This is a genomic window from Micromonospora sp. KLBMP9576, from assembly GCF_050941805.1.
In the GTDB taxonomy this organism is placed as follows: Bacteria; Actinomycetota; Actinomycetes; order Mycobacteriales; family Micromonosporaceae; genus Micromonospora.
The window spans coordinates 4,767,268-4,786,691 of the sequence record NZ_CP194567.1; the positions used below are offsets into that span (position 1 = coordinate 4,767,268).

Annotated in this window: 17 protein-coding genes and 1 pseudogene; 5 read left to right on the plus strand and 13 right to left on the minus strand. The window is 74.1% G+C overall.

The genetic code is table 11. The annotated features are described in order from the left end of the window. Positions 1-65: 65 nt before the first annotated feature. Positions 66-737 carry a bifunctional DNA primase/polymerase gene (locus ACQ452_RS20850; RefSeq protein WP_433386800.1) on the plus strand — a complete coding sequence of 224 codons (672 nt, stop codon included), beginning with the start codon at positions 66-68 and terminating at the stop codon, positions 735-737. Between the two features lie 735 nt (positions 738-1,472). Here the strand turns inward: ACQ452_RS20850 and ACQ452_RS20855 are convergent. The 5 genes from ACQ452_RS20855 to ACQ452_RS20875 form a co-directional block, all read right to left on the minus strand. After that, positions 1,473-2,195 (minus strand): FAD:protein FMN transferase, encoded by a 723-nt coding sequence (locus ACQ452_RS20855; protein ID WP_433394289.1) that lies wholly within the window; start codon positions 2,193-2,195, stop codon positions 1,473-1,475. 67 nt (positions 2,196-2,262) lie between these two features. Continuing rightward, positions 2,263-2,853 (minus strand): FMN-binding protein, encoded by a 591-nt coding sequence (locus ACQ452_RS20860; protein ID WP_433386801.1) that lies wholly within the window; start codon positions 2,851-2,853, stop codon positions 2,263-2,265. Positions 2,854-2,863: 10 nt separating this feature from the next. Further along, positions 2,864-4,285, minus strand: coding sequence for a ferredoxin reductase family protein (locus tag ACQ452_RS20865; RefSeq protein ID WP_433386802.1), 1,422 nt, complete (start codon positions 4,283-4,285; stop codon positions 2,864-2,866). Continuing rightward, complete coding sequence (locus ACQ452_RS20870; protein WP_433386803.1) at positions 4,282-5,661, minus strand: DUF1501 domain-containing protein; 1,380 nt, start codon at positions 5,659-5,661, stop codon at positions 4,282-4,284. The genes ACQ452_RS20865 and ACQ452_RS20870 overlap by 4 nt, the downstream gene beginning before the upstream one ends. 8 nt (positions 5,662-5,669) lie before the next feature. Continuing rightward, a complete protein-coding gene (locus tag ACQ452_RS20875; RefSeq protein WP_433386804.1) occupies positions 5,670-7,730 on the minus strand; it encodes a DUF1800 family protein in 2,061 nt (686 codons plus the stop codon). 457 nt (positions 7,731-8,187) lie between these two features. Between ACQ452_RS20875 and ACQ452_RS20880 the strand changes: the two genes are divergently transcribed. Further along, positions 8,188-8,445, plus strand: a complete 258-nt coding sequence (locus ACQ452_RS20880) for a DUF3040 domain-containing protein (RefSeq protein WP_433386805.1) — start codon at positions 8,188-8,190, stop codon at positions 8,443-8,445. A 31-nt stretch (positions 8,446-8,476) separates the two neighbouring features. Here ACQ452_RS20880 and ACQ452_RS20885 read toward each other — a convergent pair whose 3' ends face one another. Beyond that, entirely contained in the window at positions 8,477-9,472 is a 996-nt protein-coding gene (locus tag ACQ452_RS20885) for an SWIM zinc finger family protein (RefSeq protein WP_433386806.1), read from the minus strand. Then, a pseudogene (locus ACQ452_RS20890) lies at positions 9,469-12,189 on the minus strand (DEAD/DEAH box helicase); the annotation flags it as partial. The pseudogene ACQ452_RS20890 and the gene ACQ452_RS20885, both read right to left, overlap by 4 nt. A gap of 1,115 nt (positions 12,190-13,304) precedes the next feature. Between ACQ452_RS20890 and ACQ452_RS20895 the strand changes: the two are divergent. Then, complete coding sequence (locus ACQ452_RS20895; RefSeq protein ID WP_433386807.1) at positions 13,305-14,168, plus strand: carbohydrate kinase family protein; 864 nt, start codon at positions 13,305-13,307, stop codon at positions 14,166-14,168. A 16-nt stretch (positions 14,169-14,184) separates the two neighbouring features. Here the strand turns inward: ACQ452_RS20895 and ACQ452_RS20900 are convergent, their stop codons facing one another. After that, positions 14,185-14,706 carry a DinB family protein gene (locus ACQ452_RS20900; RefSeq protein WP_433386808.1) on the minus strand — a complete coding sequence of 174 codons (522 nt, stop codon included), beginning with the start codon at positions 14,704-14,706 and terminating at the stop codon, positions 14,185-14,187. Positions 14,707-14,790: 84 nt separating this feature from the next. Here ACQ452_RS20900 and ACQ452_RS20905 point away from each other — a divergent pair, with 84 nt between their 5' ends. Further along, positions 14,791-14,997 carry a hypothetical protein gene (locus ACQ452_RS20905; RefSeq protein ID WP_433386809.1) on the plus strand — a complete coding sequence of 69 codons (207 nt, stop codon included), beginning with the start codon at positions 14,791-14,793 and terminating at the stop codon, positions 14,995-14,997. Positions 14,998-15,003: 6 nt separating this feature from the next. Here the strand turns inward: ACQ452_RS20905 and ACQ452_RS20910 are convergent, their stop codons facing one another. After that, positions 15,004-16,149, minus strand: a complete 1,146-nt coding sequence (locus tag ACQ452_RS20910) for a polysaccharide pyruvyl transferase family protein (RefSeq protein WP_433386810.1) — start codon at positions 16,147-16,149, stop codon at positions 15,004-15,006. 128 nt (positions 16,150-16,277) lie between these two features. Next, positions 16,278-16,859, minus strand: a complete 582-nt coding sequence (locus ACQ452_RS20915; RefSeq protein WP_433386811.1) for a TetR/AcrR family transcriptional regulator — start codon at positions 16,857-16,859, stop codon at positions 16,278-16,280. 78 nt (positions 16,860-16,937) lie between these two features. Here ACQ452_RS20915 and ACQ452_RS20920 point away from each other — a divergent pair, with 78 nt between their 5' ends. Next, entirely contained in the window at positions 16,938-17,510 is a 573-nt protein-coding gene (locus tag ACQ452_RS20920; protein ID WP_433386812.1) for a dihydrofolate reductase family protein, read from the plus strand. An 80-nt stretch (positions 17,511-17,590) separates the two neighbouring features. Here ACQ452_RS20920 and ACQ452_RS20925 read toward each other — a convergent pair whose 3' ends face one another. The 3 genes from ACQ452_RS20925 to ACQ452_RS20935 form a co-directional block, all read right to left on the minus strand. Next, the gene (locus tag ACQ452_RS20925; RefSeq protein WP_433386813.1) at positions 17,591-18,058 is read right to left on the minus strand and encodes a GNAT family N-acetyltransferase; all 468 of its coding nucleotides are present in this window, start codon (positions 18,056-18,058) and stop codon (positions 17,591-17,593) included. A gap of 124 nt (positions 18,059-18,182) precedes the next feature. Then, the gene (locus tag ACQ452_RS20930) at positions 18,183-19,025 is read right to left on the minus strand and encodes an aldo/keto reductase (protein ID WP_433386814.1); all 843 of its coding nucleotides are present in this window, start codon (positions 19,023-19,025) and stop codon (positions 18,183-18,185) included. Between the two features lie 148 nt (positions 19,026-19,173). After that, the gene (locus ACQ452_RS20935; protein WP_433386815.1) at positions 19,174-19,326 is read right to left on the minus strand and encodes a hypothetical protein; all 153 of its coding nucleotides are present in this window, start codon (positions 19,324-19,326) and stop codon (positions 19,174-19,176) included. Positions 19,327-19,424 lie beyond the last annotated feature (98 nt).

Consider the following 19,424-nt stretch of genomic DNA (forward strand, 5'->3'; position numbering starts at 1 on the left):
ACGGCAGTGACGGTGCTCGACATGCGACCTGGGCACCGGCCGGGTCCGGCGAGGGGAGATGGCACATGTGGGGGAATGTCGCGCCACGCGTCGTTCAACTGTCGCCGTTGGAGCGGGTGCGGCTGCGCCGGGTCGCCGTGCGGTACGCCCTGCACGGCTGGGACGTCACCCCCGGCGCCTGTCTCGCCCGCAGCCGCTTCGTCTGCGGGCGGGCCGGCTGTCCGACGGTCGGCTGCCACCCCGCCCTGGAAGACTGGGAGTACGCGGCCAGCGCCGACCCGGCCCGGGTCGCGACCTGGTGGCGCGCCCGGCCCCACGGCGTGCTGCTACCCACCGGGCGGGCGTTCGACGTGCTGGAGGTCCCCACCCACCTCGGCCGGCACGTGCTGGACGCCGTCCGCACCCACCCCGCCGGCGTGGGCGTACGCGGCCCGGTGGTGGTGACCCCGACCGGCCGCTGGATGTTCCTGGTCCGCCCCGGCGACCCGCTGCGGCCCGAGCTGGACCACTGCTTCCACGTGGTCCGGCACGGCCCCGGCTCGTGGATCCCCGCGCCGCCGACCCGGCTGCCGGAGGGAACCGTCCGCTGGGCGGTCGCGCCGGAGCAGGCCCGCTGGCAACTGCCGGACTCGTACCTGGTGCAGAACGCGCTGATCGAGGCCCTGCGCGCCACCGGCGTCACGGTCACCTCCGATCTGCTCCCCGGCCACCTGCCACTGCCCCGCCGCGGCAGGTGACGCCCACCCGCCGCGAGTCGCGGCGAGTAGCCGGGAGCCGTCGCGAGTCGCCCGGAGCCGCCGGGAGATGACGGGGGTTCGACAGCGACGCCGGGAGCCCGGCACTCGTTGAGCACGGCAGCGGCGCACCCGCGCCGGGAGCGGGGGTTACATGTCCACCGACGACACCACGCGTCCGCCGGACGGCGCGGAGCCGCCACCCCGGCACTACCGGCCGCGTCGCCGCTGGCCGGTCACCCGGCCCTACGGTTCCCGGCCGGGCCGGCCGCGTCCCCTCGGCTCCCGCCCCGCCACCACCCGCCCCGTCCGGTGACCACCCGCCCCGTCCGGTGACCACCCGCCCCGTCCGGTGACCACCCGCCCCGTCCGGTGACCACCCAGCCGGTTTCCGGCGCCCACGGCCGACTTTCGGCGACCGCCTTGCGCGCCCACGGCCGACTTTCGGCGACCGCCGGTGATCGCCCACCCCAGTCCCACTGACCGCCCACCGACGCCCATGAGCCGGGGATGTACACCTGAGACGCTTTGGAGCTGATGTCGTAAACGATTCAGGCAGCCCTGATGTCGTAGACGATTCAGCTCCAAAGCGTCGTAGCACCCTGTCCCGGCGGCCGGCTCTCACCGACCGTCACCGTCCGACAGCACCGCTAGCCCCACCAGCACGCGGACCTGTCGCACCGCCAACACGCGGCCTGTCGCACCGCAGCGCTGCGATCGGCGGCCGGTGGGGCGTGCTCAGGGTGCCAGCGGGAGCGCGGTCGAGTGCAGGAGGCGGGCGTCGTCGGTGACGACCGCGTGCTGGTGGTCGGGCAGGGCGTCGAGCCAACCGATGCCGGCCGGGCCCATCGCCACGGCCGCCGTGGCGTACGCGTCGGCCAGCCCCAGGTCCGCGCCGACCACGGTGACCGAGCGCAGGCCCCGGGCCGGTGCGCCCCGGCGGGGGTCGCGCACGTGGTGGCCGCGCTCGTAGACGCCGGAGGTGGCCACGGCCAGGTCGGTGCCGCTGAGCACCAGGCAGGTGGACATCGCGTCCCACGGGTGCCTGACGCCGATCCGCCACGGCTGCCCCGTCGAGGAGTGGCCGCGTACCCGCACGTCGCCGCCGGCGTTGAGGCAGTGGTTCACCGCCCCCGCCGCGAGCAACCGGTCCGAGGCGACCTGCACCGACCAGCCCTTCACGTAGCCGGACGGGTCGAGCCGCCCCGTGGCGTACGCGTCGAAGAAACCGTCGGTGGCCCGCCACAGGTCCGCGCAACGTGCCAGCACGGCCCGCAGGTCGGCGCCGGCCTCGGCCAGCGGCAGCTCGCCCCGGTCGACGCGGCACACCTCGCTGTCGGCCCGGTACGTGCTGAACCGGGCGTCCACGTCGCGCAGCCAGGCGAACACGTCGTCGGCCAGCTCGGCCAACTCGGCGGCGGGCCGGTCGTCGGCGAGGTCGACGCTGATCGCGGTGCCCATGACCTGCTCCACCCGGCGCAGCCCCACCCGACCCGCCGCGTTGAGCCCCGCGGCCACCGTCGGCACGTCAGTTCGCCTTGTCGATCGCGGCCTGCAACGACCGCTTGTAGGAGCCGCTGGTGGTCGTCGCCCCGGAGACGGTGTCCACGTCGGCGCTCTGCCGCTGCACCACCAGCCCGGAGCTGCCGCTGTAGCGGCCGTCGACCTGCTCGCTGCGCTGGTCGGACTGGGCGGTCTCCTCCGGCAGTTCCAGGGCCACCACGTCGACGATGCGCGTACCGGAGAGGGTGATCTGCACCTGGACGTTGCCGTACTCGTTCTCCACCACCGGGCCGGCGACGGTGCGGGTTTTCGGCGCGGGCGGCGGCTTGCTGGTGGTACGCGGCGCGGACGGCACCCGGGTGGTGGTGCTGGGCCGGCTCGCCGGCGTCCGGGTGGCGGTGCGGCCGGGCCGGGGGGACGCGGCCCGGCGGGACGGCGACGGGGTGGCGGAGGCGGCCTCGCCGGTCGGGGCCGCACCGGCCGGCGTGGGAAGCACCGGCGGACGGCCGGTCGGCAGGTCCTGGGCCACCGGGGTTACGCCCGGCGAGCCCTTGAGCACCACCATGGCGGTGGTGCCGGCGGCCAGGCCGGTGATCGCGAGCAGGACGCGACGCATGGGTGCCTTCCTACAGCTCGAACGTGGCGAGGTGGATCTGCCGGCGGGGCACGCCGGCCCCGCGCAGCGCCCGCTGCGCCTGCGCGACCAGGCCGGGTGGTCCGCAGAGGTAGACGTCTCGGCCGGCCACGTCGGGCACCAGCCGGCGCAGCCCCTGCGCACTCAGCACCTGACGGGGACCGGGATCGTGGCGGGAACCGACGACGTACCAGATGGCGGTCTCCCGGGCCTCGGCGAGCCAGTCCAGCTCCCGTTGCAGCAGCACGTCGGCGGGGGTGCGGGCGCGGTAGACCAGCGCCGCCCCGGGCGGCAGCTCCTCCAGCAGCGCCCGGATCGGGGTGATCCCGCTGCCGCCGGCGATCAGCAGGGCCCGCTCGCAGGTCCGGTGGGCGGCGGTGAAGGTGCCCGACGGCCCCTGAGCCCACACCCGGGTGCCCGGGTCGAGATCACGCAGGTCGGCCGTGTACGCGCCGACCACCTTGACGGTGAGCCGCAGCCAGCGGCCGTTCGAGGCGGCGGAGACCGAGAACGGGTGGGCCTGCCACCAGCAGCCCCGGGTGAGGAAGCGCCAGCGGAAGAACTGCCCGCCGAGCAGCTCCAGCCGCTCCAGCCGTCGCCCCGTCAGGTAGATCGAGACCGTGTCCGGGCTCTCCGCGACCACATCGGCGACCCGCAGCCGGTGCCGCAGGTTGACGGTCAGCGGCGCGACCACCCGACCCCAGAGCAGGGCGGCGACAACCAACGCGTACATCGCGATCCAGCCGGTACGCACCGGGCCGGAACGGAAGAGCTGCGCGCCGTTGCTGAACTGGTGGCCGAAGCCGAGCAGCAGCACCGCGTAGCTCGCCAGGTGCAGGCCGTGCCACAGCTCGTAGGGCAGTGCGGTGCGGATCACCCGGACACTGGTGAGGCCGATCAACACCAGGATGCCGGCGGCGGCGAACGCGGAGACCATGTCCTCGTAGTCGCGCAGCAGCACCCCCGCCTCGGTGAGCACGGAGTTGTCCTCCAGGCCGGCGTAGCCGACCAGGATCAGCGACGCGTGCGCGAGCACGGCGACCAGCAGGGTGGCCCCGACGTCGCGGTGCCAGCGGGCGATGTGCTCGCCGCCGACCCACCGTTCCAGCACCGGCAGGCGGCTCATCATCAGCACCTGCACGAGCAGCAGGTAGCCGGCGATCAACCCGGCGATGCGGCCGGCGGCGGTGACCGTGGCGGCCGTCGACCGCAGCGAACCGGCCGGGGTGCCCAGCCACCAGGGCAGCACGCTGGCCAGCAGTCCCACGACGAGCAGGACTGCCAGCAGCCGCCGGCCGCCGGGTCCGCGCCGCGGCGGCACCAGCGGGCGTACGTCCGCAGCCGGCCGGCCGCCGTGCCGGGACGGGATCGTCCCGGCGCGGCGGCCGGCGGCGTGGGCGCGCGGGTACGTCACGCGTAGAGCTTCATCGGGGTGAACTTCTGCCGGGGGAAGATCTTCTCCACCTGCGCGTTGGTGAGCCCGAAGCGGCCCTGCGCGACGGCCCCGTAGACGTTGAACATGTTGTTGTACTCGGGCACGTCACCCGAGTCCAGGTCCTTCAGCCCGTTCCAGGTGCCCATCAGCGAGCCGGCGAGCTTGCGGCCGGAGAGCACGGTGACGACGTTGCCGTGGCCGTGGTCGGTGCCGCCGCCGTTGGAGGCGACGCGTCGGCCGAACTCGCTGGAGACCATGATGGTCACGTCGGCGGAGCGCTCCCCCAGGTCGGTGAAGAACGCCGCCATGGCGCTGGCCAGCTCGTTGAGCCGCCGGTGCAGTTGGCCCCCGGAGCGGGTGCCCTGGTTCTCGTGGGTGTCGTAGCCGCCCATCCCGACGGTGGCGACCCGGACGTTCGCCCCGCCCTTGATGAGCTGGGCGAGCTGCTGGAACGCGTAGCCGACGCCCTTGTACTCGACGCCCTCCGCCGGCTCGTACGGCTTCGCGGCCAGACGCTGCGCGGTGGCCAGCGCGCCCAGGCCGTCCTGCACGGCCTCCTGCACCGGATGGTTGATCCCGGTGAAGAGCCCCTTGATCGCCTTCTCGGTCGCGGCCCGGTACCGGTCCTCGCCGTTGAGCCGCAGGGAGCCGACGCTGTTGAGCGACAGCGCGCCGTTGTTGCCGACCAGCGACCGGGGCAGGGTGCTGCCGATGCCGACGCTGCGGAACGCGGTGCCCGTGCCGAGCGTGTCGACCAGGCTGTCCAGCCAGCCCCGGCCGCCGGTCTGGCTGGGCAGGCCACCGAGGTTGCAGGCGTCCGCGGCCTGGAAGTGACTGCGGGAGAGCCGCTCGTCGGAGACCGCCGGGAGGAAACCGAGGTTGCCGCTCTTGAGCCACTTCTCCAGCGGCTTGAAGGCGCTGGTCAGCTTGAAGCCGCGGCCCAACGCCAGGGAGTCCTCGCCGAGCAGCAGGTCGGGGCGGGCCTTGGCGAGCACCGGGTCGTCCGCCGGGGCGGCCAGGCTCAGCCCGTCCAGCCCCCCGTAGAGGAAGACGTGGATCAGGGTGCCCGTCTTGGTGGCGGCGAAGGAGGCCGAGGTCGTGACGAACTGGGCGGTCGCGAGGGCGGTGGCGGTGGCGGCGGCGCCGGCCACGAACGTCCGCCGGGTGACGCCGCGACCGTCCTGCTGGGCCTCCTCCAGGTCCTCCAGCCGCCGGTAGCGGTCGGCCTCGGCGGCGTTCTCGGCGGCGACGATGTCGGCCTCCGCCCGCAGCAGCGCCTCGGCCGGGTCGTCGGCCAACCGCCGCAGGTCGGGGCAGTCGGGGTGCAGGGGGAACGTGTGCACAGTCTTCTCCATCGGGTGCCTCACCGGAGGTGGTGCTGGGGGGAAGCGAGGATCGCCCGCGCCACTGCGGCGACGGCCCCGTCGAATGTGGCGTCGACCCGGTCGCCGGCCGACATGCCGGCCACGCCGAGGATCAGGGACCGCTCCCGGGCGCTCAGCTTCTGACCCACCAGCCGCAGGGCCAGCGCGTCCACGTAGGCACCGGCGGTGGCCGGCGGCCGGGCCACCAGCTTCTCCGCCGGGGTGTACGTGAAGACGGTACGCCGGCCGGCGAGCAGCTCGCCCGCCTCGTTCCAGCCGTTGACCATCGTGCCGGCGGAGGTCCAGGCCACGTAGACGTCCGGGTAGCCGTCGGGGGTGGGCTGGCCCATCGGGTACTGGCCCAGCTCGCGCATCCGGTCGTGGACCTGGCGCAGCCCCCGGGCGTACGGGGTGCGCTTGCTGTCGCCGTTGTCGTGCTTCGGCGACGCCTCCGGGGAGACGCCCAGGGCCCGGTACGTGGCGACCAGGTACTCCATCGGCCGGCGTACCTTCTGCCCGACCGCCGCCCAGAACTCCGAGGAGCTGAACAGGGTCATCAGCACCGGCTTGATCATGCCCTTGTTGGTGGTGTACGTCTGCGCCAGCCGGTCCACGAGGGACTTCGGTGGGGTGTCCGAGACGAACCGGGTCGCCAGGCTCTGCGCCACGTACTTCGCGGTGGACGGGTGCGTCGCGATGTACGTCACGTACGCGTCGATGGCCGCCTCGGCCTTCTTCGGCTCCTTGCTGCTGTTGGCGTGGGTGAAACCGAGGATCTTCACCTTGCCGACGTAGTGCCGGTCGGGGCGGAACACGTACTTGCCGTCGTTGACGCCCCGGCCGGTCTGCAGCAGGGCCGCCTGCCGGACGTCCTTCTCGCTGTAGCCGCCGTCGACGCCGACCGAGTACAGCTCCAGGTTCTCCCGGGCCAGGTTCTCGTTGACCGCGTCGGCGCGGGATTCGTTCTGGTTGAGGTAGAGCAGCAGCGCCGGGTGCCGGTTCGCGGCGAGCAGCATCTCGGGGTAGCTGCCGAGCGCGTGCGCCCGCACGACGTCGCGGTCGAAGGAGGCGCGGTACACCTCGCCGCCGTCGAAGTCCGCGGCGACGTGCAGGAAGTCGTTCCAGAAGTCGACCATCACCTCGAACAGTTGCCGGTTGGACCAGATCTGCCGGGCGACGGTGGCGTCCACCATCTCCTTCTCCGGGTGCGCGCCCCGCTCGTTGAGCTGCTCGCGCTGCTCACGTAGCTGCGCGGTGCCCAGCTTGAGCGTCGGCAGGTCGGCGAGCTTCAGCTCGGCCCTCGTCGGCGCGATCTTGTCGGGGTCGAGCTGCCAGCGCAGCCAGCCGTCGATGCCCCGCTCCTTGATCTCGGCGACGACCTGCCTGGTGGCGCCGAAGGTGGCCCGCCGGGCCAGGTGCAGCACCGGGTCCTTGGCGAGCACCGTCTTCACGGTCACCTTGGTCTGCGCGGCGGCGGCCGCCGGCCCGGAGAAGGTCCGGCCACCGCTCGGGGCGTTCTTCTTCAGCGCCTCGCCGGCCCGGGAGCCCATGTAGCTCTCGTTCTGCTCGGTGTAGGTGCGCACCGTGCTGGGCTGCTGGCCGCTCGGGCGGGCGGGGGTGCCGTCGGTGACCGTGGCGGCGGTGGCGTCGCCGGCCACCACGTCGTCGCCGAAGAGGCCACGGATCTGCGGGGTCATCGCCAGGGCGGCGCCACCGGCGACCACGGCCGCGGTACCACCGAGGGCCGCGAGGGCCCTGCGGCGGCCGACGCCACGGCCGGGCTCGTCGTCGTCCAGGTGGGGCAGCCCAGGGCCGGGCGACGGCGCGTTGGTCTGCCGGGTGAAGCCGTCGGGGCCGACCCACTGCGGCCCGGGAGCCGGCGGGTACCCGACGTGGGCGTACCCACCGGGCGGGTCGGTGGGGTGTCCACCCTGCTGCGGTGCTCGGGGGTGGGCGCCGTACGGGGAGGGGTCGTGGTGACCGTCGGCGGCGGGGTACTGCCGTCCGTCCCATCCGCGGTCGTCCCGCGGTCGACGTGGTGGCACATTCTGGTCGGCCATGTACCAATCCGTTCTGCTGCGCCGCGACGCCTGGCACTGGGCACTGGGGGGCACGTGCGGCGGCTGGTGCCTGAGGGGGTTGCACCGGAAGGTAGTGAAGCGTCCGGGCCCCTTCAAGCAGGGCCGCAAGCGCCCAGGACCGCACTTAAGGCGCCGCTCAGCACGGTGCCGCCGGCCCGGGGTGCCCGCCCGGTCCGGCACGAACCCCCCGAGCAGGGCGTCCCCGGCACACCCCGGCCCGGACCCGGCGTTCGCCTCCCAGTCGACGCGGGAGGACACGCACATCGGCAAAGGTAAATTTAAGGTTCCGCTAAGCATGCGCTGAGACATTTCCGCCCACCCACCCCACGCCCCGCGCCCGGCCGGGCGGTGCCGCAAAGAAGCAGCAGGACGAGCGCGTGAGCCGCCGCCGCAACGGGTATGCCGCCGAACCGCTGAACACGTGAGGGGAAGGCACATGCTCAGCAAAGAGGATCAGCGCAGGTTCGACCAGATAACCCGTCAGCTCCGGGAGAGCGATCCGGCGTTCTTCGCCCGGCTCGACAACCGGGCCAGGGCCCGGCGCGGCCGGTGGCTGATGCTGCTGACGCTCGTGTTGTGGGCCGCGCTGCCGGCGATGACCGTGCTGGCCGGGCCGCTGGCCGGGGCGGTGTGCGCGGTGGCCCTGGTCGCCAACGCCGCCATGATGTGGCGGTTTCGCCGCCGCTGGCTGTGACCCGCCGTCGGGTACGGTCGCGCCGCCGGCCCTACGGGCCGAGGAGCCGGTACGCCCGCCGCAGCCGCTCGAGCAGACCGGGCCCGCCGATGGCGGGGGCCGGCGCGCCGAGCTGCCGCAGCAGCAGATCCGGCCCGGTCGACAGGCTGGGCGGCCGGTCCGGCAGCGGAACCGGCGGCAGCCAGAACCGGTCGACCGCCTCGGCCAGCGGCACCGGCGGCAGGCCGGCGAGCGCCCGTGCCGCCCCGACCGGCGGGACGTCCACGATGTCCCGTCCGGCGTCCGACCCGGCACGCTCCGCACCGCCGGCGGGACCGACGTCCGACCCGACACGCTCCGCACCGGCGCGCGGCTCACCGCGATCCGTGGTGGACGGGGCGGCGGCGGTCGCGTCCGGGCGGTCGCCGCCGGGGACGGCCCGCAGGACGCGCAGCCGGTCGAGCAGTTCCGCCCGGCTGCGCCCCCGCCAGTGCAGCAGCCGGAACGGGTCCGCGTCGAACGCCTCGGCCAGCAGGTAGAAGGTGGCCGCGAGGTGCTTGCAGGGGACGGCGTGGTCGGGGCAACTGCACCGCTGCCGCAGCTCCGCCACGTCGGCGGGGAAGAGCGGGGCACCGGCGGCGACGAACAACGCCTCCAGTTCCGCCGGCAGGTCGCCGGCGAGCAGCCGGGCGCTGAAGAACGCCTGGGCGGCCAACTCCGCCTCGATGCGGGCCCAGAGCGCCGCCGGGAACGGGCGCAGGGCGATGCTCACCTCGTACGGCCGCGCACGGGAACCCTGCACCGAGGCGGTGACGGCGCCGGGGGCGACGTCCAGGCGGAGGACCTGCCCGGCCCGCGCGTACGACCGGCCGCGGGTCAGCCGGGTGCCCAGGGCGAAGGACTCCAGGACCTCCAGGAAACGCCGGGACCACCAGGACTGGCCGATGGCCCCCCGGGCACTGCGCGCCCTCAGCCCGCCGTCGACCCGACGCGGCGGCCCGTAGTCGGCGAACCCGCCGCTCGCCCCGTGCTCCGGCTGCCCGCTCACTCCACCACCGCCCCGGGCGCCAACGTGAACAGTTCCCGAAGCTGCGTCGTGGACAGCTCGGTGACCCACTGCTCGCCGGCGCCGACGACCGAGGCGGCGAGGCTACGCTTCTCGGCGATCAGCGCCGCCACCTTCTCCTCCACAGTCCCGGCGCAGACGAACTTGCGGACCTGCACCCGGCGCCGCTGGCCGATGCGGAACGCCCGGTCGGTGGCCTGGTCCTCGACGGCCGGGTTCCACCACCGGTCGACGTGCACCACGTGGTTGGCCTCGGTGAGGGTGAGGCCGGTGCCGCCGGCCTTCAGCGACAGGACGAAGATCGCCGGGCCGTGCGGGGACTGGAACCGGGTGACCATGGCGTCCCGGTCGGCCTTGCCGACCCCGCCGTGCAGGAAGAGCACCTCGCGTCCGAAGCGGGCCGACAGGTGCCCACGCAGCATCCCGCCGAACTCGGCGTACTGGGTGAACAGCAGGGCCCGCTCCCCCGCCGCGAGGACCTCGTCGAGGATCTCCTCCAGGCGGGCCAGCTTGCCGGAGCGACCGTCGAGCGCCGAGCCGTCGCGCAGCAGTTGTGCCGGATGGTTGCAGACCTGCTTGAGCCGGGTCATGGCGGCGAGGACCAGCCCCCGCCGCTCGATGCCGTCGCTGGACTCGATGCGCGCCAGCATGTCGTCGACGATCGCCCGGTAGAGCGAGGCCTGCTCGGCGGTGAGGTTGCAGAGCACCTCCATCTCCAGTTTCTCCGGCAGGTCCGAGATGATCGAGGAATCGGTCTTGAGCCGGCGCAACACGAACGGGCCGGTGATCCGGCGCAGCCGCTCGGCCGCCTCGGCGTCGCCGTGCCGCTCGATCGGTTCGGCGTACTTCTTGCGGAAGGTCGCCGCCGGCCCCAGCAGGCCCGGGTTGACGAACTGCATGATCGACCAGAGGTCCGCCAGCCGGTTCTCCACAGGCGTGCCGGTGACGGCGATGCGGTGCCGGGCGGGCAACGCGCGGACCGCCTCGGCCTGCCGGGTCGCGGCGTTCTTGATCGCCTGGGCCTCGTCGATCACCACCCGCCGCCAGTCGATTCCGGCCAGGTCGACCGCGTCGCGGGCCGCGACCGAGTAGGTGGTGAGAACCAGGTCCGCGTCGTGCACGGCCGTGGTGAACGCCGCGCCCCGGGCCCGTTCCGCGCCGTGGTGCACGTGTACGCGCAACCCCGGCGTGAACCGTGCCGCCTCCCGCTGCCAGTTGCCGACCAGCGACATCGGGCAGACCAGCAGGGTCGGGCCGGTGCCCGGCGGGTCCCCGGCGAGCAGGGCGAGCAGCTGCACGGTCTTGCCCAGCCCCATGTCGTCGGCGAGCACCCCGCCGAGGCCGAGGGACTGGAGGAACGCCAGCCACGCCAGCCCCCGCCGCTGGTACGGCCGCAGCGTGCCGTGGAACGTCGGCGGCGGATCCACCGGGGTGAGCCGCTGTTCCACCGCCCCGGCGAGCAGGTCACCGAGGGCCCCGTCGGCGCTGACCTCCAGCACCGGCAGCGCGTCCGGCTGCTCGGCGTCGGCCAGACCGAGCCGGAGCAGGTCGGCGACTGTCAGCTCGCCGGAGGAACGCAGCAGCCGCAGGCCGGCGGCGAGCCGCTTGGGGTCGAGTTCCACCCACTTTCCGCGCAGTCGCACCAGCGGGGTCTTCAGCGCGGCCAGCGACGCCAGTTCCTCGGCGGTGAGAAGCTGGTCGCCGAGGGACACCTCCCATCGGTAGTCGACGAGGGCGTCCAGTCCGAGGCCGCTCGCGGTGGCGACGGTGCCGGGGGCGGTCCGGCCGTGGGCCTGCAACCGGGCGCCGAGCCGGGACGACGGGCGTCGCCACCAGGAGGGCAGCAGCACGGCGAACCCGGCGGCGTGCAGCACCGGCGCGCCCTCGCGCAGGAACCGGTGCGCCCCCTCGACGTCCAGCTCCAGGGTCTGCGGCGCGGCCGTACGCAGGGCGGTGTCCAGCTCGGGCCAGAGCCGGCTGGCGCGCCCCAACTCGGCGAGGAGGGTCTCCTGCGGGTCGTCGCCGCGCCCCGCCAGCCCGGCGACGGTCTCCGGCGCCCGCCAGACCTGCCCCGCGTCCACGTGCAGGCTCGGCTCGTCGGCCGCCTGCAGGCCGAACTCGACCCGCCACCGCCCGGCCTGTGTGAGCGTCGCCGCCGGGTCGGCGGGTACCACGACGACCGCCTCGGTGACCTCGTCGGCCGGCGGCTCGACCAGGCGGAAACTCGCCCGCACCGCGCCGCCGGCCGCGTCGCGCTGCCACGCGTCCAGTGCGACGCGGAGGGTCTCCAACTCGGCCGGGTCGGCGGTGAACTCCCGCACCGCTCCGGAGAGCGCGGCCAGCCAGGCCGGCACCGCGCCGTTCGGGCGTACGCCCCGGGCCAGCGCGGCCTGCGCCAGGGCCGCCCGGACGGCGGCGTCGGTGAGCGCGTCGAGCGCGTCGGCGACCAGCGCTGCGGAGCCGTCGTCGCCAGCCGACCCGCCCCGGCGGCCTCCGGCGGGCGGGGCGGGTCGCACGGGGCGACGGCGACCGACGCCCACGCTGGCGCTGGCGGCAGCGACGGCACCCGCAGCGGCACCGGGGTATCCCGATTCGTCCGGCCCGGTGGCGGCGCGGGCGGCCGGGGGCAGGGCCAGCGCCAACGCCCGGGCCCAGGCGGCGTCTGTCCCGGTCAGCAACGGCCGCCACACCGCCCGGGCATCGACCGTCACCCGGGCCGAACCGGCCGACGACCCCCCAGTGGCCCGCCGCCAGCCCGCGCCGGATCGGGCCGGCTCGGCGACGCCGGCCGCTCGGGCCGGGGACGACTCGGCGAGGCCGGGCAGGACCCGGCCCCGGGCGGCCAGGTCGACCGCGAAGTCGGCCAACTGGGCGAGGTGGCGCAGGGTCGCGCCCGGCGCGGCGACCACCGCGTCGAGGCCGCGCAGCAGGGGCAGGGCGGCATCGGGGGCGTACCAGAGGACGGGAACCCGCCACCCGGCGAGGCTGACCGCCCCCCGGACCGCGCCGCCGGCCTCGGCGCGGACGAGTTCCGGGGAGTCCAGCGGCGTGCCGGCCCTGGTCGGGAGGCTGAGCAGCGCCGTACCGAGATCGGCGGGCTCGGCCGCACCGGCCAGCGTGGCCGCGAGCGCGGCGTGGCCGGCGGCGAACGGGTGTGGCCGTTCCCGGGGCGCCCGGCCCGGGCGGCGCGGCGCCTGGGCCGGCAGCGTGCTGTCCTCGGCCCAGACCGCGAGCCCGACGCCCGCGCGCCAGACCCCGTGGACGACCAGCACGTGACCCCTCCTCCCGGCGACCCCGGCGAGGATATCCGGCCGCTCACGGCAGAGCCGCGCAGTGCCCGGCAGCACGCCGATCGAAGCCGCGAACGGCGTATGCCCGCCGACCAGCGGTCGCTGCTACCCGGCCGCCCGACCCCGCCCCACGGGGAGCCCCCGCCGCAGTCGCGGCGCCCCTTGGATAAATCGTGGCGTTGGGAATGGCGCTCGTGGCCGTGACCGTCGGAGGCACGTGTTCCGTGCGCCGGTGGTGGTGGCCGAGGTGGGTCGTGGGGAGAGGTCGTAGACGCTTTGGAGCTGAGTCGGTTATGACATCAGACGGCGTATCGGCCGCAGGGGCAGCACCCAACTCGCGACTCGCCCTACCGGACCGGTGGGTCGCCCATCGACTGGCAAGTCTCATACCCGGCCAGCGAATCGACTGGCCGGCCGGTGAGTCGTTTACGACATCAGCTCCAAAGCGTCTCGCGGGCGGGTCCTCCGCCGTCGCCCGGGATCACCCCACCAACGGTCACAGACGAGGCACTAGCCTCGGGCGCGTGTACGACCTTCTCGTGGTCGGCGGGCTCGGCGTCGACGTGCGGGTGCGGGTACCCGCGATCCCGCTTCCGGCCGCCGACTCCGTCACCGTCGACCCGATCGAGCTGCGGATCGGCAACACCGGTGCCGGGGTGGCCCTCGCTGCGCACGCGCTCGGGCTGCGGGTGGCGGTGATCGACGTCATCGGCGCCGACCCGGCTGGCGACGTGGTGCGGGCCGCGTTGGCCCGTACCGGTGTGCACGCCGTGCTGGGCGACGCCTCAGCCGGCACCCGGCGGTCGGTCAACATGGTCGACCCGACGGGCCGCCGGATGTCGCTGTACGACCCGCGCCCCTGGCACGGCCCGGCACCCTTCCCGGCGACCGAGTTGGCCGCGCTGGCCGGGGAGGCGGCGCACGTACACCTGTCGATCATGGATTGGACGGTTCCGCTGCTGCCCGCCCTGCGCGCCGCCGGGGGCGTCCTCTCCACCGACCTGCACGACTGGGACGGCGCGAACGCGTACCACCGGCCCTTCGCCGAGGCGGCCGACCTGGTCTTCGTCAGCGCGGTCCGGCTGGGCGCGCGGGCCGGCGTGCTCGCCGCCGCGCTGGCGCCCCGCCCGGTGCTGGTGACCCGGGGTGCCGACGGCGCGGAGCTGCACACCGGCGCGGGCGACCCGACGCTGGTGCCGGCCGCCGTGCCGCCAGGGGCGGTCGTCGACACCAACGGCGCGGGGGACGCCTTCGCGGCGGGCGTGATCGCCGGCCGGCTGCGCGGCGCGTCACTGGCTGATGCCGCGGCGTACGCGGCCCGGGTCGCGGCGGCGGCCTGCACCCACGACGGCATGGAGTATCCGCCCGGCCTCCTGCCACGTCGCTGACGACGCCGGGCGACGCTCAGAGCGCGCCGGTGGTGCCGTCGGTCAGCTCGCGGAGGATGTCGGCGTGCCCGGCATGCCGGGCGGTCTCCTCGACCATGTGCACCAGGATCCAACGCAGCGAGACCTCACCGAGCTGCGGCTGCGGTACGACGTGGTCGAGGTCGAACCGGGCGGCCACTTCCCGGGACCGGGCGCAGGCCCGCTCGTATGCGGCGGCGAGCGAGTCGACGGTGTCGCCCTCGGCGAGCGTGAAGCTGGCCAGGGCGTCCTCCATCGTGGTGCGGTGGGTCTCGCCCGGACCGGGGTCGAGCAGGCCCGGGAACCAGTTGCCCTCCACCGTGGTCAGGTGTTTGACGAGGCCGGCGACGGTGGTGGCCGACGGCACCAACCGGCGGGACGCGTCGACGTCGGAGAGCCCGCGCAGTTTGCGCAGCAGCACGCCCCGGTGGAAATCGAGGAAGGATTCGAGCACGGCCCGCTCGTCACCGGTGCGCGCCAACACCGGGCCGAGCGTGGGATCGATCTCTATCTCCACCATTCACCGACACTAGTGCCGGGCCGGCCCGGGGCGCTGCCCCGCTATCCGCTGCGGGGTCGGGCCGGGCGGGGCAGGATGGGGCGCATGGCATCAACGGCAGAAATCCCCCTGTTCGGTGGCGTGGCCGACGGCGAGACCGTCACCGTGGAGCTGGACCCGAACGGCCGCCCGCCGCTGACCCACCACCACCTCGGCGCGAAGGGGCTGGCCGAGGCGGAGATCTACGAGCTGGAGTCCGTGGACGCCGGCGCCGACTCGTGGTGCTACCGCTGGCGCGGGCCGGCGGTCTGAGACGGCTCAGCCCACCCGGGTCAGGGCCTGGGCGCGCAGGCTGTCCAGCACCGCCCGGGTGACCTGCGAGGTCCCCCGGGCCTCGTCGCACACCTGAGCCACCCGGAGTGCGGTGGCCTCGGCCCGCTGCTCCCGCTCGTCCCAGAGCCGGTCGACCTCGGCCAGCAACGGGCCCTCGACCTCGCGCTCGACGCCGCGCAGCGCCGGCACCCCGAGCCGCTGGGCCAGGTCGAAGACCTTTCCGGCGTACGGCAGCGGCAGGAACGGGGTGCCGGCCATCGCGGCGAAGATCAGGAAGTGCAGCCGCATGCCCACGGCCAGGTCGAAGTGGCGCATCAGCCCGAGCACCTGCTGCGGCGAGTAGGTGCCGTGCAGGATCCGGCCCCGCTCGGCGGCGACCATGTGCGACAGCACGCCGTGCGAGTGCCGGATGTCGTCGCGTTCCATCGGGACGAAGAGCACGTACGCGTCGATCCGGTGCACCAGGAAGTCGCCGATCTGGGCCAGCAGACGGTGGTAGCCGTCGACGTCGAGCCGCTCGGCGGCCCGGCCGGGCTCCCGTACGCTCATCCCGACCAGCCGCCGGCCCGCCGGCACACCCTCCTCGCGGAGCAGTTCCGCCGGGAAGTCCTCGGGTTCGATGAGGAACGCCGGGTCGGCGGTCACCGTGATCGGGTTGAGTAGCCCCGCCTCCTCCAGCACCATCCGGGACTCCTGGTCCCGCACGGTCACCTGGACGGCGCTGGCCAGGGTCTCGCGCACCATGCCCGTGTCCACGTCCTCGCTGAGCGGCCCGACCCCCACCGCGTACGTCAGCAACGGCAGGCCGCGTTCCTGGGCGACCCGCACCACCCGCAGGTAGCGGCGGGCCTCCCGGTCGTAGAGGATGCCGCCGCCGCCGAGGATCAGCACGTCGAGCTGGGCCAGGACCACCGCCGAGTCGGCGCGGCTGATGCCCTCCCAGGGCACCGCCTCCACGTCCGGGTGGGCGAGGCGGGTGTGCTCCGGGTTCCGGGAGAAGACGATGATCCGCCCGTTCGGCTCCTGCTGGCGCAGGTCGGCCAGCAGGCCGGTCAGGATCGCCTCGTCACCGAGGTTGCGACCGCCGTACGAGCCGAGCACACCGATGGTCAGTCCGCCACCATGCGTCATCCGTCGCTCCTCCCCAGGTGCGTCCGGGGCGGGGTTCCCGCTGCGCGGGGGAACACTCCTGACGCGGGCGGACCGGGCGGGCGGTGCGTCCCGTCCGGTCCCCCACGTCCCGATGGTCGCCTCCCTGGTCACCGGTCGGTCGCGCCGGCGACCAGCCGGGACGCGAACGCCACGACGACCTCGTCGGGATCGAATCCCGCCTCGATGGAGGTGCCGAGCAGGTCGAGCAGCAGCCCGTCCATGGCGTAGTGCAGGAGGGCGACCTCGAACGCGCCGCCCGGCATGCCGGAGGCGAGGTGGAAGGCGACGTCGGCGCGGTAGCCCCGGCGCAGGGTGTCGCCGAGGATCCGGGCCAGGTCGGGGCGGCGGGCCGCCTCCAACCGCAGCTCGATCAGGGCCCGGGTGAGGTCGGGTTGCCGGGTGGTGCGTTCGACGATGTACCGCAGGTGGTCCGTGAAGAGTTCGAGGGACGGCTCGCGGGCGGCCAGCTCGGCCAGGACCCGTTCGTCCGGCGCGAACCGTTCCATGATCCGCTCGCCGAGCGCCCCGAGCAGCGCGTCGCGCGAGCGGAAGTAGTTGGAGGCGGTGCCCGTGGGCACACCCGCCTCGGCGTCGACGGCCCGGTGGGTCAGGCCGCGCGCGCCCGTCGCCGCCAGGACCCGCAGCCCCGCGTCGGCCAGGGCCGCCCGTCGCTCCACGTTTCGCGCCATGACGACACCCTACCGGAACCACTACGGGTGTAGTAGTGTCGGAGCTGTTCACGACATCCGTAGTGATTGGGAGCCCCTTTGCGCAAGCTCGTGTACTACGTCGCCAGCACCCTCGACGGCTTCATCGCCGGCCCCGACGGGTCGTTCGACTTCTTCCCCATCGAGGCCGACCTCAGCGCACACGTCAACAACCTCCTGCCGGAGGTGGTGCCCACCGTGCACCGGTCGGCTCTCGGGATCGACGCGCCCAACGGGCGGTTCGACGCCGTGCTGATGGGCCGGGGCAGCTACGAGCCGGCGCTCAGCCACGGCATCACCAGCCCGTACGCCCACCTGACCCAGTACGTCTTCTCCCGCACGCTGCCCCCGGCCGCCGAGCCCGAGGTGGAGATCGTCTCCGCCGACCCGCTGGAATTCGTCCGCGAGCTCAAGCGGCGGGACGGGCGCGACATCTGGCTCTGCGGTGGCGGCCAACTCGTCGGCCAACTCCTGCCCGAGGTCGACGAGCTGATGATCAAGCTTTACCCGCTCGTGATCGGCAGCGGGATCCCGCTCGCCGACCGCGGCTTCGACCCGCACCGGTACACGCTGGTCGACGCGCGCCCGTTCGACAGCGGGGCGGTCCTGCTCCACTACACCCGCCCCGCCTGAAACGGCTGACCGGACCGCCCGAGCCGGGCACCCCGCCGGCGGTGTCCACACGGGCGGCGGGCGCCACCCGCTACCGGGAGCTACAGGCGCTTACGCATCTGGATGGCGGTCGCCTCGAAGCCCATCTGCTCGTACAGCGTCCTGGCGCCGAGGTTGAAGCCGAAGACGCTCAGGCCGATCGAGACGACCCCCCACTCGCGGCACCGCTTCTCGACGGCTTCGATCATCGCCCGCCCGTAGCCCTTACGCCGCAGGTCCGGCAGCACCTCGAAGTCGTAGCCGAAGGCGTGCGGGCCGTCCGACTTCTGCTCGACGTGCAACCACAGCATGCCGACCTCGTCGTCGCCGTCGTAGGCCGTCCAGAGGTGGTGGCCCGGCGTCGCCAGACCGCCGGGCAGGAGCTTCGCGTACTCCTCGCGCGCCTTCTCCCCCGCCTCCGGCAGCGGCATCGCGCCCGAGTCGGAGAGGTTCCGCGCGTAGGTGCCTTCCGCCTGCCGCCGGTAGCGGAGGTATTGCTCGTCGGTCATCGGCTCGAGTCTCAGCGTCACCCCGACACCGTATTTCAGCCCCTCCGGCCGAGCCGCCCGGAGGGGAGGGAACGGACACGGCCCGCCGGCGGCGGGCCCGGACACGACGGCCACCGGGCCCGCCAGCGCGCGAACAGTCGGGACGCTAGGCCCGCCCGGGCAACCGGTCGAGGCGCTCACGCTGGGCCGCGTCCAGGTGCAGGTCGGCCGCCGCGACGTTCTCCTCCAGGTGGTCGACCCGGGCGGTGCCCGGGATCGGGAGCACCACCGGGGAGCGGTCGAGAAGCCAGGCCAGCGCGACCTGCGCGGGGGTGGCGGCGAGTTCCGCCGCCACGGCGGTGAGCCCGTCCGGCGCGCCCGTGGCCGCCCCGGCGACGGGCCGCCACGGCAGGAACGCGATCCCCGCCGCCTCGCAGGCCACGAGCACCGGCTCGTGTTCGCGGTCGAGCAGGCTGTAGCGGTTCTGCACGCTCGCGATGTCGACAATCTGACGCGCCTCGTCGAGTTCGGTCACGGAGATCTCGGAGAGCCCGATCCGACCGATCTTGCCCGCGTCCCGGAGGTCGCGCAGCGCGCCGACCTGGTCGGCGAGCGGTGTCTCCGGGTCGATGCGGTGCAGTTGGAGCAGCTCGATCCGCTCGACGCGCAGCCGACGCAGCGCATGGTCGACCTGCTCACGTAGCACCTCCGGCCGACCGTCGAGCCGCCATTCGCCCCCCGTGCGCGCCACACCGACCTTGGTGGTGACGAGCAGGTCCTCCGGGTAGGGATGCAGGGCTTCGGCGAGGAGTTCCTCGTTGGCCCCGCCGCCGTAGAGATGGGCGGTGTCGATCAGGGTGACGCCCAGCTCGACGGCTCGGCGGGCGACCCGCACGGAGGCCTCGCGGGCCGGGCCGGGGTCGGTCGGCAGTTGCATGGCACCGAACCCCAGCCGCCGCACCTTGAGGTCCCCACCAACACGAAACGTGGTCGAGCGCATTGTCGGCATCACCCCATCGTCGGTTTAGCCGGGTCACGCTAACAGCCCGGCCGGTCCACGGCGGCCCCGACGAACGGTGCTGCTGGTGGACCCGACCGCATCGTGGCGGAGTCACCGCGTGGACGCGGCCACGTTCGTTTCCGCACTGACGGGAACCTCAGTCCACGGCCCGCCTGAGAAGCTTCCTGATCGCCGTCTCGCCCTTCTCGCTCAACCGCGTGAGGGCGAAGGACGTGGGCCACATGCCGTGTTCCTCGTCGAGCTTCGCTTCGGTGGTGAACCCGAAGGACGAGTAGCGTTCCTTGTCCATCCACCTGACCGCTGTGGAAGAAGCACAACACCTTTCCGGCCCGGGCGTACGCGGGCTGGCCGTACCACAGCATGGGCGCCAACCCCGGGGCGGTTTCC

Coding starts and splice junctions, on each gene's coding strand:
- ACQ452_RS20910 (WP_433386810.1), bottom strand. CDS start 16,149: ATGACGCATGGTGGCGGACTGACCATCGGTGTGCTCGGCTCGTACGGC.
- ACQ452_RS20880 (WP_433386805.1), top strand. CDS start 8,188: ATGCTCAGCAAAGAGGATCAGCGCAGGTTCGACCAGATAACCCGTCAG.
- ACQ452_RS20915 (WP_433386811.1), bottom strand. CDS start 16,859: ATGGCGCGAAACGTGGAGCGACGGGCGGCCCTGGCCGACGCGGGGCTG.
- ACQ452_RS20900 (WP_433386808.1), bottom strand. CDS start 14,706: ATGGTGGAGATAGAGATCGATCCCACGCTCGGCCCGGTGTTGGCGCGC.
- ACQ452_RS20860 (WP_433386801.1), bottom strand. CDS start 2,853: ATGCGTCGCGTCCTGCTCGCGATCACCGGCCTGGCCGCCGGCACCACC.
- ACQ452_RS20850 (WP_433386800.1), top strand. CDS start 66: ATGTGGGGGAATGTCGCGCCACGCGTCGTTCAACTGTCGCCGTTGGAG.
- ACQ452_RS20875 (WP_433386804.1), bottom strand. CDS start 7,730: ATGGCCGACCAGAATGTGCCACCACGTCGACCGCGGGACGACCGCGGA.
- ACQ452_RS20930 (WP_433386814.1), bottom strand. CDS start 19,025: ATGCCGACAATGCGCTCGACCACGTTTCGTGTTGGTGGGGACCTCAAG.
- ACQ452_RS20870 (WP_433386803.1), bottom strand. CDS start 5,661: ATGGAGAAGACTGTGCACACGTTCCCCCTGCACCCCGACTGCCCCGAC.
- ACQ452_RS20855 (WP_433394289.1), bottom strand. CDS start 2,195: ATGGGCACCGCGATCAGCGTCGACCTCGCCGACGACCGGCCCGCCGCC.
- ACQ452_RS20935 (WP_433386815.1), bottom strand. CDS start 19,326: ATGGACAAGGAACGCTACTCGTCCTTCGGGTTCACCACCGAAGCGAAG.
- ACQ452_RS20905 (WP_433386809.1), top strand. CDS start 14,791: ATGGCATCAACGGCAGAAATCCCCCTGTTCGGTGGCGTGGCCGACGGC.